At 73.0% G+C, this 12,533-nt stretch carries 11 protein-coding genes; 8 read left to right on the top strand and 3 right to left on the bottom strand.

Features of this window, described 5'->3' with window-relative positions:
- Positions 1-190: 190 nt before the first annotated feature.
- Positions 191-937, bottom strand: a complete 747-nt coding sequence (locus tag ACZ6BB_RS27985; RefSeq protein ID WP_471617909.1) for a GNAT family N-acetyltransferase — start codon at positions 935-937, stop codon at positions 191-193.
- 274 nt (positions 938-1,211) lie between these two features.
- Between ACZ6BB_RS27985 and ACZ6BB_RS27980 the strand changes: the two genes are divergently transcribed.
- The 6 genes from ACZ6BB_RS27980 (at position 1,212) to ACZ6BB_RS27955 (ending at position 6,232) form a co-directional block, all read left to right on the top strand.
- Positions 1,212-1,817 carry a sulfite oxidase-like oxidoreductase gene (locus ACZ6BB_RS27980; protein ID WP_471617908.1) on the top strand — a complete coding sequence of 202 codons (606 nt, stop codon included), beginning with the start codon at positions 1,212-1,214 and terminating at the stop codon, positions 1,815-1,817.
- On the top strand, positions 1,810-2,604 hold the full coding sequence (locus tag ACZ6BB_RS27975; protein ID WP_471617907.1) for a ferredoxin reductase: 795 nt from the start codon (positions 1,810-1,812) through the stop codon (positions 2,602-2,604). The genes ACZ6BB_RS27980 and ACZ6BB_RS27975 overlap by 8 nt, the downstream gene beginning before the upstream one ends.
- A gap of 177 nt (positions 2,605-2,781) precedes the next feature.
- On the top strand, positions 2,782-3,366 hold the full coding sequence (locus ACZ6BB_RS27970) for an Rv1733c family protein (RefSeq protein ID WP_471617906.1): 585 nt from the start codon (positions 2,782-2,784) through the stop codon (positions 3,364-3,366).
- Between the two features lie 195 nt (positions 3,367-3,561).
- On the top strand, positions 3,562-4,530 hold the full coding sequence (locus tag ACZ6BB_RS27965; protein WP_471617905.1) for an acetylxylan esterase: 969 nt from the start codon (positions 3,562-3,564) through the stop codon (positions 4,528-4,530).
- Positions 4,531-4,544: 14 nt separating this feature from the next.
- Positions 4,545-4,967 (top strand): nuclear transport factor 2 family protein, encoded by a 423-nt coding sequence (locus tag ACZ6BB_RS27960; RefSeq protein WP_471617904.1) that lies wholly within the window; start codon positions 4,545-4,547, stop codon positions 4,965-4,967.
- Positions 4,968-5,071: 104 nt separating this feature from the next.
- A complete protein-coding gene (locus ACZ6BB_RS27955) occupies positions 5,072-6,232 on the top strand; it encodes a serine hydrolase domain-containing protein (protein ID WP_471617903.1) in 1,161 nt (386 codons plus the stop codon).
- Positions 6,233-6,636: 404 nt separating this feature from the next.
- Here the strand turns inward: ACZ6BB_RS27955 and ACZ6BB_RS27950 are convergent, their stop codons facing one another.
- Complete coding sequence (locus ACZ6BB_RS27950) at positions 6,637-7,428, bottom strand: class I SAM-dependent methyltransferase (RefSeq protein WP_471617902.1); 792 nt, start codon at positions 7,426-7,428, stop codon at positions 6,637-6,639.
- A 63-nt stretch (positions 7,429-7,491) separates the two neighbouring features.
- Between ACZ6BB_RS27950 and ACZ6BB_RS27945 the strand changes: the two genes are divergently transcribed.
- A complete protein-coding gene (locus ACZ6BB_RS27945; protein WP_471617901.1) occupies positions 7,492-9,078 on the top strand; it encodes an alpha-amylase family glycosyl hydrolase in 1,587 nt (528 codons plus the stop codon).
- A gap of 57 nt (positions 9,079-9,135) precedes the next feature.
- Here ACZ6BB_RS27945 and ACZ6BB_RS27940 read toward each other — a convergent pair whose 3' ends face one another.
- Positions 9,136-10,989, bottom strand: a complete 1,854-nt coding sequence (locus ACZ6BB_RS27940; protein ID WP_471617900.1) for a sulfatase — start codon at positions 10,987-10,989, stop codon at positions 9,136-9,138.
- 369 nt (positions 10,990-11,358) lie between these two features.
- On the opposite strand from ACZ6BB_RS27940, the gene rho reads away from it, so the two are divergent.
- Positions 11,359-12,501: a transcription termination factor Rho gene (rho, locus tag ACZ6BB_RS27935; protein ID WP_471617899.1), complete on the top strand. Its 1,143-nt coding sequence runs from the start codon at positions 11,359-11,361 to the stop codon at positions 12,499-12,501.
- Positions 12,502-12,533 lie beyond the last annotated feature (32 nt).

The following is a 12,533-nucleotide window of genomic DNA, read 5'->3' as shown; positions in this document are numbered from 1 at the left end:
AAGGGCGCTCCCGCGGTGGCCTATCGGCGATGCACCGCGCCGCGTTGAGGTGAGAGCACCCGACCTGAAACAGCGGTAATGGGTCTCACCTCCTCGGTCCACGTGCTGACTGGCCCGGCAACCCTACCCCATGGCCGTGCCCGGGCCTCAAAGGCGCGAGCGCCACACCGCAGGCACGCCTCGGCCGCCGCTACACCCCCACCCGTTCCTCCCCCGCCTCCAGCGCCGGCACCCTGGCCGCCATGAAGCGGGTGGTGCGGCGCAGGCGGAAGCCGAGGGACTCGTAGAGGCGGATGGCGTTCGCGTTGGCCGCGGAGGTGTGGAGGAAGGGAGTCTCGCCGCGTTCGCGGATGCCGTGGGCGACGGCCAGGACGAGGCGGGTGGCGAGGCCCGCACCGCGGAAGGCCGGGTCGGTGCAGACGGCGCTGATCTCGGTCCAGCCCGGCGGGTGCAGTCGCTCGCCGGCCATCGCGACCAGGGCGCCGCCGCGGCGGATGCCGAGATAGGTGCCCATCTCGACGGTACGGGGCAGGAAGGGGCCCGGCTGGGTGCGTTCGACGAGGTCGAGCATCTCGGGCACGTCGGCGGCGCCGAGCGGCACGGCCTCGCCGTCCGGGGCCGCGGCGATCCCGTCGTCGACGAGCTGGACGCCCGCGAGATCGAAGGTCACCTCCCAGTCGGCCGGGAAGCCCCCGGTGTAGGCCGGGACCGGGACCTCGGCGCCGGGGCCGGCCAGTGCCGCGAGGTCGGCCCAGTCGTCCGCGTCCGGCTCGTCGGGGAGCGCCAGCCACGGCGACACGTCGAGGGGATAGCGCAGCACCCGGCCGCGCCGCTCGGCGAAGTGGGCGTGCGGCCCGGTGAGGGAGGCGAGGGCGGGGTTGTCCAGGACGTGCGGCACGACACCCGCACCCTCGCTGCCGCTCGTGTACTCGGACATGCGCTCTCCGCTCTGTTCTGATACGAACCGGTCCGGCCTGATCGGATTCGACCTGATCCGCCAGGACCCGAACCGCTCTGCTGTCACCGGGTGCCGGCCGCCGGATCCGCCGCACCGGCTGAAGACGGCAAGGGAGATCGCCGAGCCGCTATTCCCGGGCCGCCGAAGAGTTCATACGGCCGCAACGATGGCCGCCGGGCCCCCGGGCCCGAGCACCCGCCCCGGACACGTACGGTTGTATGACTCAGCATTCACCGTCGTCACGTGGGACCCCATGAACGTCACCCGAGGCTTCACCGGACGCCCCCGCGTCCACCATCCCGGACTGCCGCCCGGCCAGTACGACGCCGGCGACGACTGGCCGGTGCTGTCGGCCGAGGTCACCCCGGACCTCACGCCGGCCGAGTGGACCTTCCGGATCGACGGTCTGGTGGCGGAGCCGCGCACCTGGGACTGGGACGAGGCGCACGCGCTGCCCGTGTCGACGTACGAGGGCGACATCCACTGTGTGACGAGCTGGTCGAAGTTCGGCGTGCGGTTCGGGGGCGTCTCGCTCGACGTGTTCCTGGACGCCGTCCGGCCCGACTCGTCCGCCACCCACGCGGTCGCGTACGCGCACAGCGGCTACACCACGAACCTCCCGCTCGCCGACCTCACCGGCGGACGCGCCTGGATCGCCTGGGAGTACGACGGCAAGCCGCTGCCCGCCGAGCACGGCGGCCCGGCCCGGCTGCTGGTGCCGCACCTGTACTTCTGGAAGAGCGCCAAGTGGGTCGCGGGTCTGCGGCTCCTCGACCACGACGAGCCCGGCTTCTGGGAGCAGAACGGCTATCACGCACGGGGCAACCCGTGGGAGGAGCAGCGGTACTCCGGTGACTGAGACAACGACGGACTCGCTCGCCGCCCCGCCGCCGGGACCGGCCTTCGCTCCGCCCACGCGGTTCGCCGTGCCCGGCCGGATCGCCGTGAGCAACCGGGCCGCGTCGCTGTGGCAGCTGGCGACGCTCACGGAGATCCGACGCGAGACACCGGCCGTGGCCACGTTCCGGTTCGCGGTGCCCGGGTGGGAGGGGCATCTGCCGGGGCAGCACCTGATGCTGCGGCTGACCGCCGCGGACGGCTACACGGCGCAGCGCCACTACTCGCTGGCGTCACCGCCGGACGACAGCGGGCACATCGAGCTGACCCTGGACCACGTCGAGGGCGGCGAGGTCTCCGGGTGGTTCCACACCGAGGCGCGGCCCGGCGACGAGGTCGAGGTGCGCGGCCCGCTCAGCGGCTTCTTCGCCTGGCCCGGGGACCGGCCGGCGCTGCTGATCGGCGCCGGTTCCGGTGTCGTACCGCTGATGTCGATGATCCGCCACCACCGGGCGCGCGGGCTCGACGTCCCGCTGCGGCTGCTGGTGTCCGCGCGCGAGCCGGGGGAACTGGTCTACGCGCGGGAGTACGGCGCGGAGACGACGGCGGTGTTCACCCGCCGGGCGCCCGAGGGGGTGCCGGTGGGACGGCTGTCGGCGGCCCATGTGGCGCCGCTGCTCGCCGAGCGGCCGACGGGCGGATGGGAGGCCTACGTCTGCGGCTCCAACGCGTTCGCCGAGCATGCCTCACGGCTCCTGGTCGAGGCAGGGCAGCCCGTGGACCGCATCCGCATCGAGCGATTCGGCTGACCTTCGAGCGACGGCATCCCGTTCGCACGACCGGGTCCAGCCGTCCCCACGGTCCGCACCCTCATGATTTATGGCGCAAACCATGCCATCACGCTCTCTTTCGGGTACACCGGAAGTGCGGACCAGTCCAGACCGGGGTTCTCGTGCACGAGGACCGGACCGGCGAGGGAGGGCGACATGCGAGGCCAGATGTTCGGGTGGCGATGGCGGGCCAATCCGCTGCGTCGGCGCTCGGACGTCGTCGAGGCGTGGACCGTCCTGTGCGTCGTCCTGCTCCTCGCCCTCGCCGCCCCGGCCGCCGGAGTGGTGGTGGGCCTGTGGGCCCACGCGGACGCGCGGACCCACGCGACGGCCCAGCGGGCCACGCTGGAGAGGGTGAGCGCCGTGATCGTCGAGAAGGCCCCGACCTCGGTGCCCTCGGCGCACGACGACAAGCAGCCCACGTACTGGGTGCGGGCTCGCTGGACCGAGCCCGACGGCGGCTCCCGCACCGGCGAGGCACGGGTGCCGGCCGGCACCGAGCGGGGCGACCGCGCCGACGTCTGGCTGGACGACGCGGGCCGCAGCGTCCAGCCGCCCCCGACCGACACGGCCGTCTGGCAGCACGCGCTCGCCATGGGCACCTGCGCCACCGGCGGCGTCGTCGGCGTCGTCCTGCTCGGACATGTGGTCGTCCGCCGGGTCGCCATCCGGCATCGCCTGGCCGAATGGGAGCGGGAGTGGGCGCGGACGGGCCCCGACTGGGGCCACCACTGGGCGTGACGGCAGAGCCCGGTACCGGAACCCGCCGCCGGAACACGAACATGTACGAGGACTTCGAGGTCCGGGCCCCGGTCGGCGCCGACCAGGGGTGAGCCCGTCGGGCCGTCGCGGGCCCGGGAACACCCTCTTGGCGGCCCGCGGCACCCCACGTACGGTGTGATCATCCGCACCTCAGACCTCACAAGGTGGTCCTTCATGGCCCTGTTCGACCTGCCGTTGGACGAGCTCCGTGGTTATCGAAGCGCTTCGACGGAGCCCGAGGACTTCGACGCCTTCTGGGCCAAGACGCTCCAGGAGGCCCGCGAGCACGACCTCGACGCCCGCTTCGAGCCGGCCGAGACCCACCTGAGGACGGTCGAGGTGTACGACGTCACCTACTCCGGGTTCGGCGGGCACCCCGTCAAGGGCTGGCTGGCCCTCCCCGCCGACGCGGGCGAACCACTGCCCACCGTCGTGGAGTTCATCGGCTACGGCGGCGGCCGCGGCCTGCCCCACACCCACCTCCTGTGGGCGTCGGCGGGCTACGCCCACTTCGTCATGGACACCCGGGGCCAGGGCAGCGCCTGGGGCGGAGGCGGGGACACCCCCGACCCGGTGGCCGGTGCCCCCGCCTTCCCCGGCTTCATGACCCGGGGCATCGACGCCCCCGAGAACTACTACTACCGCCGGGTCTACACCGACGCCGTACGCGCCGTCGAGGCCGCCCGCTCGCATCCGCGGACCGACGCGGCGCGCACGGCCGTCGTCGGCTCCAGCCAGGGCGGCGGCATCTCCATCGCCGTCGGCGGACTCGTCCCCGATCTGGTCGCGGTCGCGCCCGACGTGCCCTTCCTGTGCGACTTCCCGCGCTCCACGACGATCACCGACCGCGACCCGTATCGCGAGATCGGCAAGTACCTCAAGACCCATCGCGGCCGTACCGAGCAGGTCGGGCGCACCCTGGCCTACTTCGACGGCGTGCACTTCGCCGCGCGCGGCCGGGCCGCCGCCCTGTTCTCGGCGGCCCTGGAGGACCAGACCTGCCCGCCGTCCACCGTCTTCGCGGCCTTCAACGCCTGGGCCGAGGCGAACAAGCGCATCGAGGTCTATGACTTCAACGACCACGAGGGCGGCGGCCCTTACCAGGAGGCGGTCAAGCTGCGCTGGCTGGCCTCGCAGCTCTGAGGGAGGCGGACAGCATGGACACGGTGGAGGCCGCCCAGCGATTCGTGGGGGTGTGGCAGCGGGCATGGGCCGCCCACGACGTCGACGCGATCCTGGAGTTGTACGCGCCGGACTGTGTGCACCGTTCGATGCCCTTCCGGGAGCCGCACCGGGGCCGCGACGAACTCGCCGAGTACCTGCGCTGGTCCTTCGCCGACGAGTCGGTGGACGACGTGCGCTTCTCGGATCCGGTGATCGGCCAGGACGGTGTGGCCGTCGCCGAGTTCCGGGTGCTGTCCGAGGTCGGCCAGGAGCCGCAGACCCTCGCCGGCTGTGTCTTCGTCCGGTTCGACGCGGCCGGCCTGGCCGTGGAGACCCGGGACTACTGGCATCTGATCCCGGTGCGCACGGAGCCCTCCCGTCCGATGTTCCTGTCGCGGACCCCGCGGGGCGGGTGAGGCTGCTGCCGACGCACGGCTTCCCTCCTGTCCGACCAGTCGGTATGTTCGGGGAGGCCGGGCGCCCTCGTCCCGGCGAGCGGCGGCGGGCGACGGAGGGGTTCATGTCCGAGTCTCAGGTTCGGGGTCACTGCGAGGCACGGTTCGCGGCCGTGCGCGGCGCGTTCGAGGAGAACTTCGACGCGCGTGACGAGCTGGGGGCCGCGGTCACGGTCACCCTGGGCGGGGAGACCGTGGTGGACCTCTGGGGCGGCTGGGCCGACGCGGCGCGGACCCGCCCCTGGGAGCGGGACACCGTCGTCAACGTGTGGTCGACGACCAAGGGCACGACGGCCCTGTGCGCGCACATCCTCGCCGACCGGGGCCTGCTCGACCTGGACGCCCCGGTGGCCGCCTACTGGCCGGAGTTCGCGGCGGCCGGCAAGGAGGGCGTGCTCGTCCGGCATCTGCTGTCCCACCGCTCGGGGCTCGCCGGGCCGCGTGAGCCGCTCTCCTTCGAGCAGCTCTGCGACTGGGAGCTGACGGTGAAACGGCTCGCGGCACAGGAGCCCTGGTGGGAGCCCGGCACCCGGTCCGGGTACCACGCCATGACGTTCGGCTTCCTCGTCGGCGAGGTGGTCCGCCGGGTGTCGGGGCTGCTGCCCGGCGCGTTCCTGGCCCGGGAGGTCACCGGGCCGCTCGGCATCGACTTCACGATCGGCCTGCCCGAGGCGGAGGCGGCGCGGGCGGCCGAGCTGGTGCATCCGCCGGCCGCGACGAGCAGTGAACAGGCCGCGGTCTTCGCCCAGTTGACGCCCACGGCGCTGTCCGCCCTCGCCAACCCGCTGGTCGGCGCCGCCGAGGCCAACACCCCCGCGTGGCGGGCCGCCGAGGTCCCGGCCGCGAACGGCCACGGCACCGCGCGGGCGGTCGCCGCGCTCTACGGGATCCTCGCGCGGCGCGGCACCTGGGGCGGCCGGGAGATGCTGTCGCCGGAGGCGGCCGAGCGGGTCCGTGAGGGGCAGGGCGCCTGCCGCGACCTGGTGCTCGGGGCCGGCTTCGGCCGGGACACCGAGATCGGGCTCGGGCTGTGGCTGAGCGGCCCGCACGGCTCGTACGGGCCCAACCCGAGGGCCTTCGGCCATGACGGCTACGGCGGTTCCTGCGGTCTCGCCGACCCGGAGGCCGGCGTCTCCCTCGGCTATGTCATGAACCGCATGGGCCCGCACATCGCCGACGACCCGCGCAAGACGGCCCTGATCGAGGCCCTGTACAGCGCGCTGTGACCGCCGGCGAGGCCGAAGTGGGCGCGACCGGAAGGTTCGAGCGCTCGGCGGTCGGCCGCGGCGGCCAACCGCTCCGCCAGGGAGACCCGGTGCCACCCGAATCGTCGGCCCCGCGTCGGCGGGGCGCCCGCACGAGCCCTGGGCGCGCTCGCGCGGGAGGGTGCCGCCTCCTGTCGCCGGCCGGGCCATGGGCCCCGGACGGAACGGGGCCCGGCCGCGCGTTCCGACCGGCCGCGCGGCCGGGCCGGGGAGGACCCACGGCGGTCGCGGGCCGCGAGCCCTCGCCACGAGCGTGATCGGCGAAATCCCCTCGCGGCAGGGTGCGACGGCGCGGAGGGGCATGCCGGCCGTTCGATCCGGGCCGCCGGGCCGGCTCGCCCGGCGCTGCGCCACGGCCCGGCCGGTCACCCCTTGCGAGTGGCCACGACCATCCGGCAACGCGGGCTGCCGTCGGCCCGCCGCCCGAACTCGGGCAGCGCGTACGACTCCACCTCGAAGCCCGCGCGTTCCAGTTCCTCCCGCACGACGCCGAGCCGGAACGGCCGGTAGTACATGACGAACGGCGGCCGCCACAGGGCGTTGCGCACCCGCATCGCCGCGTCGAAGCCCAGCGCGGCCCAGTACCAGGGCGAGCGGGGCGGGGCGGGCGCCGGCAGCGGGAACGCGAAGCGTCCGCCGGGCCGCAGTACCGAGCGCACCTCGGAGAACAGCCCCGGCAGCTCCTGAGGCAGGAAGTGCCCGAACGCGCCGAAGCTGACGGCCAGATCGAAGACGGGGGCGAAGGGCAGCGCCAGGGCGTCACCGCGTACCCAGGACACACGCGGGGCGTCGGAACCGGGGCCGTTTTCGGGATCGCCCGGTCGTACGGCGCCGGCGGAGACGACCCGCCGGTCCGCGGAGCCCAGCCGCTCCCTCCCCACGGCCAGCATCCCCGCGCTGATGTCGACGCCGGTGACGCTCTCCCGGCACACCTCGCGCAGCACCTCCATACCGGCTCCGGTGCCGCAGCAGAGGTCCAGACCGTGCGTGAAGGGGCCCAGCGACGACAGCGCGGTCTCGACCGCCTCCAGGACCGAGTCCGGCGTACGGAACGGGGTCTCGTCGAACTTGGGCGCGAGCAGGTCGTAGCCGTGTTCGACGGAGGAGAGCGCCTGGACGGCGAGTTCGCGGAGGCTGGGGCCTTGCGGGGTGAACATCACGTCAGCTTAGGCCCTGACTCGGGGCAGCGGTCGGCGTCCGCCGTCGCCTAGGGTCTGGCCATGACCTCGTTCCGCCCCGCCCCGACCTGGCTGGCCGACGCCGTCTTCTACCAGATCTATCCGCAGTCCTTCGCCGACTCCGACGGGGACGGCATCGGGGACTTCGCCGGAATCGCCGAACACCTCGACCATCTCTCCTGGCTGGGTGTCGACACCGTCTGGCTCAACCCCTGCTTCGTCTCACCGTTCCGCGACGCCGGGTACGACGTCGCCGACTATCTGAACGTCGCCCCGCGCTACGGCTCGAACGACGACCTGGCGAGGCTCGTCGACGAGGCGGCCCGCCGGGACATCCGGATCCTGCTGGACCTCGTCGCCGGCCACACCTCCGTCGACCACCCCTGGTTCCGGGCCTCCGCGAACGACCCGGACGACCACCGCTACATCTGGACGCCACAAGGCCGTCCCGAAGGCTTCGTGGCCTCCCCCGGCACCCGCCCCGGCGCATACCTCCCGAACTTCTTCGACTCCCAGCCCGCCCTCAACTTCGGCTACGCGCGCGGGAATCCGGCCGAGCCGTGGCGGCTGCCGGTCGACGCCGACGGCCCGCGCGCCAACCGCCACGCCCTGCGCACGATCATGGACCACTGGCTGGGCCTCGGCGTGGCCGGCTTCCGCGTCGACATGGCCGCCTCGCTCGTCAAGGACGACCCGGACAGGGCCGAGACCTCCCGCCTCTGGGCGGAACTGCGGCACTGGCTGGACGCCGCCCACCCGGACGCCGTACTGCTCGCCGAGTGGGGGGAGCCGGAGGTATCGGTCCCGGCCGGGTTCCACGCCGACTTCTTCCTCCACTTCGGCGGCCCCACCGACGGCCTCGCCCTGCGCTCGCTGTGGAACAACGGCGAGGGCACGGTCCACGAGCACTGGGACCCGCTCGACTGCTTCTTCGACGCGAGCGGCCACGGCTCGCCGCGCCCCTTCGTCGATGCCTGGCGCCAGGCGTCCGCAGCGGTCGGCGGTGCGGGCTCGATCTCGCTGCCCACCGCCAACCACGACTTCTCCCGCCTCAACTGCGGCCCCCGCACGGCCGACCAGCTCCCCGCCGCCTTCGTCTTCCAGATGACCTGGCCGACGCTCCCGGCGATCTACTACGGCGACGAGATCGGCATGCGGTACGTCACGGGCCTGCCCGACAAGGAGGGCAGCGTCCTCGGCCCCCGCTACAACCGCGCGGGCTCCCGTACGCCCATGCAGTGGGACGGCACCCCGAACGCGGGGTTCTCCACCGCCCGCGCCGACCGCCTCTACCTCCCTCTCGACCCCTCCCCCGACCGTCCGGACGTCGCCGCCCAGCGCGCCGACGACACCTCGCTCCTGCATCTCGTGCGCCGCCTGATCGCTCTGCGCAGGCGCACACCCGAGCTGGGCCCCGGCGGGTCGGTGGAGGTGCTGCACGCGGGGTACCCGTTCGTGTACATCCGGGGCGGGCGGTACCTGGTGGTCGTCAACCCGCAGCGGCACACGGCGAGTTGTCCGTACGAGCCCGCCGTCCACGCGGCTCTGGAGGCGCTGGGGGTGGAGATCGCGGACGGCACGATCACCGCCCGGGGCTTCGGGCACGGCATCTTCGAGCTGCACGGTTGAACGCCGGAGCGGCTGCCCGGTCCCCCGTTCCGGGCAGCCGCTCACGCACGCGGACAGCTACGGCGCGGGCGTGCCGGCCGCCTTCGGCTGCTCGCCGTACGCGGTGAGGAAGCGGTCACGGAAGGAGTCCATGCGCCAGACCGGAGCGTCGGCACCGGGCCGCAGCCCGTCGGACCAGCCCCAGTCGTCGATCCGGTCGAGCACCTTGGGATCGTGGGCGACGATGGTGACCGGTACGTCATGGCTCGCGCCGTCGCCGCTGACCCTCGCCATGGGCTGGTGGTCGCCGAGGAAGACCAGCACCGAGTTCTTGTCGCCGTACCTCTCCACGTACTGCAGGAGGCTGTGCAGCGAGTACTGGACGGACTTGCCGTACTCCTGCTTCACCTTGACGGGGTCGGTGAACACGTCCGCGGGGTCTTTGCCCGCCTTCTCCATGTCCCGGTACACGGAGCCGTCGCCGACCTCGTCCCAGCCGACCGTCTTCGGCAGCGGTGCCCACGGCTGGTGGCTGGAGGTCAGGATGATCTCCGCCATCAGAGGCTTGCCACGCTTCTTGGCGGCCTCCAGGCGTTCGAACGCGGTGAGCGCGTACTGGTCGGGCATGGTCGACCAGCTGAACTTCGGTCCCTGGTAGCCGACATCGCGGGAGTCGTAGACCTTGTCGAAGCCGTAGAAGTCGCCTTCCGGCCAGTTGTACCGGACGCCGGGCACCACGCCGACCGTCCGCCAGGCGCCCGTCCTGCCGAAGGCACCGGGAAGGGTGAGGCGGTCGCCGGCGGTGACCGTGCGGTAGCGGCTCTGGTTGTCGATCCACAGGCCGGTGAGGAACGTGGAGTGGCCGAGCCAGCTGCTGCCGCCGTACGTCGCGGAGGTCAGCCAGCCGCTCTTCGCCGCGAACCCGGCCTCGGCCAGCGCCTTGCCCTCCTCGTCGAGGGCCCTGGTCACGCCGGGGGCGATGGCCGGGTCCGTAAGGGCGGCGCGGCCGTAGCTCTCGATGAAGGCGATCGTGACGTCCTTGCCGCGCAGCCCGGTCAGCAGCCGGTCGGCGGGCACATCGGCGAACCGGTCCTTCTTGGCCTCCTCGGCGAAGGCGGCCTCGTCCCGCAGCGTCTCCTGGACCCGTCCCCAGCGGTCCTGCACGAAACCGATGGTGCTCCTGGAGGCGACCGCGGTGTCGTCGAGGGGCGTCAGGCCGAGCGCCGCGCAGGTGATCCACACGGTGCCGGCGACGACGGTGCCCTTCGTCGCCCGTTCCCGGTCGCGGACGAGCAGGTTCGTGAGCCGCACCACGGCCAGCGCCATGACGGCGAACAGCAGCAGCACCAGCGCCACCAGGCCGAGCACGGCCGCCCGCGCACCCGCGCCGCCGAGGGTGTCCCGCACGTAGGACTCGGCGTCGTCGAGCAGGCCCCAGTCGAGGACCACGTTGAAGCCGCGGCCGAGGAACTGGTTGAAGCCGATGTCCAGCGCCTTCACGACCACCAGGGCGGCCAGTCCCACCCCGATGACGACCGCCCCCACCAGCCTCGGCCGGCGCGGCAGCACAAGAAGCAGGGCGGCGGCGAGGATCGGCTCCACGGGTATCCGCAGGAACTGCCGCGCCTCGAAGTACTCGGCCTTGCCCGGCATGAACAGCGCGAAGAACACCAGGGCGGCGGCCAGCGCGGTGACGGTCCAGGACAACCCGCGCGCGGCGAGCGGGTACTTCTCCCGGAACGCCGCGCGGTACCTCCGCCACCGACGCACCAATCGCCCGGACGACGGCTCGGCGGGCGGACCGGACGACGGCTCGGCGGTCGGATCAGCCGTCGGATCGGCCGTCGACGGCGCATCCGTCCCGTCCGTGTCGTCGGCGCCGTCCGTGTCGTCCGTGTCGGGTGAGGGGCTGGAGCGCGTGAAGAGCGACACGCGACGTTCCTTCCGTGCGAAGACCGCTGGCGGTGCCCCCATCTGTACGAGGTCCCCGGGAGATCGGTTCACCGACCACGGGTAAGCCATCGGTAAGGAACTCCCCCACAACCGGCCACCGATGGTGGTATGGTTTTCTCGGCACGTGTGTATCGCCCCTTCCAGGGCGCCGGTGCCACTCTCTCTCGGATCCCGAGATCTCTTCCGCTGAACCGCCCGTCGTCTCCCGACCGGCCGTCAGCCTCCCCGCACCACCCGCGACACACGGTCCGCCTCTCACGAGCGGCTCTGAACGGCTCAGCCGTACCCGGGGTGTGTGCCCCTCCCCCTCTCTCACACGTTTTCCATGTCCTCGAAAGGACCCCACTCATGACCACCACCACACTCGAACGCACGTCCACCGACCGACAGCCTCCCGCCCGGGTCACCGGCGTCCTGGAGATCGCACAGAGCGGGCAGGGGCACCTGCGCGTCGACAGCGGCCTGCCCGCCCCCGCCGACCCACAGGTCCCCGCCGCGCTGATCCGCCGGTACGGGCTGCGCAGGGGCGACACCGTCGAGGGCGTACGCGACGGCAGGCGCGCCCTCACCGAAGTCGATCGGATCAACGGCCGTACGCCCGAGGAACTGCGCCGCCGCCCGCACTTCCACGACCTCACCCCGCTCCACCCGCGCGAGCGGCTGCGGCTCGAACACCCGGCGAGCGGCCTGACGGGCCGTCTGGTCGACCTCGTGGCCCCCGTCGGCAAGGGGCAGCGGGGACTGATCGTCGCCCCGCCGAAGACCGGGAAGACGGTGCTGCTCCAGCAGGTGGCCGCCGCGATCGCCGCCAACCACCCGGAGACCCGCCTGATGGTGGTGCTCCTCGACGAACGGCCCGAGGAGGTGACCGACATGCGGCGCTCCGTGCGGGGCGAGGTGTACGCGTCGACGTTCGACCGGTCCCCCAAGCAGCACATCGCGCTCGCCGAACTCGTCGTGGAGCGCGCCAAACGGCTCGTCGAACAGGGCGAGGACGTCGTGATCCTGCTGGATTCCCTGACCCGGCTGTGCCGGGCCCACAACAACGCGGCCGCCACCGGCGGCCGCACGCTCAGCGGCGGTGTCGACGCCGCCGCCCTGCACGGCCCCAAGCGGCTGTTCGGCGCCGCCCGGCTGACCGAGGAGGCCGGGTCCCTCACCGTTCTCGCCACCGCCCTGGTGGAGACCGGGTCCCGCGCCGACGACTTCTTCTTCGAGGAACTCAAGAGCACCGGCAACATGGAACTCCGCCTCGACCGCGCCCTGGCCGACCGCCGCGTGTTCCCGGCCGTCGACATCACCCCGTCCGGCACCCGCCGGGAGGAACTCCTCCTGGCACCGGCCGAGTTGACGGCCGTACGCGGGCTGCGGCGGGCCCTGCGGTCGCGCGAGGGACAGGCGAACCTCGAAACGCTGCTGGGGCGGCTGCGGGCCACCCCGGACAACGCGGCCTTCCTGCGGCAGGTGCAGCCCACGCTGCCGGCGGCATGACATACGGCATCCGGGTGCTCGATCCGGGCGCA

The sequence above is a fragment of the Streptomyces sp. NPDC041108 genome, from assembly GCF_055592645.1.
The sequence above is the reverse complement of the archived record's forward strand: the minus strand, read 5'-3'. Positions and strand labels throughout refer to the sequence as shown.

Excerpts from the sequence above, each read along its gene's own strand:
- ACZ6BB_RS27985 (WP_471617909.1), bottom strand. The coding sequence starts at position 937 with ATGTCCGAGTACACGAGCGGCAGCGAGGGTGCGGGTGTCGTGCCGCAC.
- ACZ6BB_RS27980 (WP_471617908.1), top strand. The coding sequence starts at position 1,212 with ATGAACGTCACCCGAGGCTTCACCGGACGCCCCCGCGTCCACCATCCC.
- ACZ6BB_RS27970 (WP_471617906.1), top strand. The coding sequence starts at position 2,782 with ATGCGAGGCCAGATGTTCGGGTGGCGATGGCGGGCCAATCCGCTGCGT.
- ACZ6BB_RS27965 (WP_471617905.1), top strand. The coding sequence starts at position 3,562 with ATGGCCCTGTTCGACCTGCCGTTGGACGAGCTCCGTGGTTATCGAAGC.
- ACZ6BB_RS27960 (WP_471617904.1), top strand. The coding sequence starts at position 4,545 with ATGGACACGGTGGAGGCCGCCCAGCGATTCGTGGGGGTGTGGCAGCGG.
- ACZ6BB_RS27955 (WP_471617903.1), top strand. The coding sequence starts at position 5,072 with ATGTCCGAGTCTCAGGTTCGGGGTCACTGCGAGGCACGGTTCGCGGCC.
- ACZ6BB_RS27950 (WP_471617902.1), bottom strand. The coding sequence starts at position 7,428 with ATGTTCACCCCGCAAGGCCCCAGCCTCCGCGAACTCGCCGTCCAGGCG.
- ACZ6BB_RS27945 (WP_471617901.1), top strand. The coding sequence starts at position 7,492 with ATGACCTCGTTCCGCCCCGCCCCGACCTGGCTGGCCGACGCCGTCTTC.
- rho (WP_471617899.1), top strand. The coding sequence starts at position 11,359 with ATGACCACCACCACACTCGAACGCACGTCCACCGACCGACAGCCTCCC.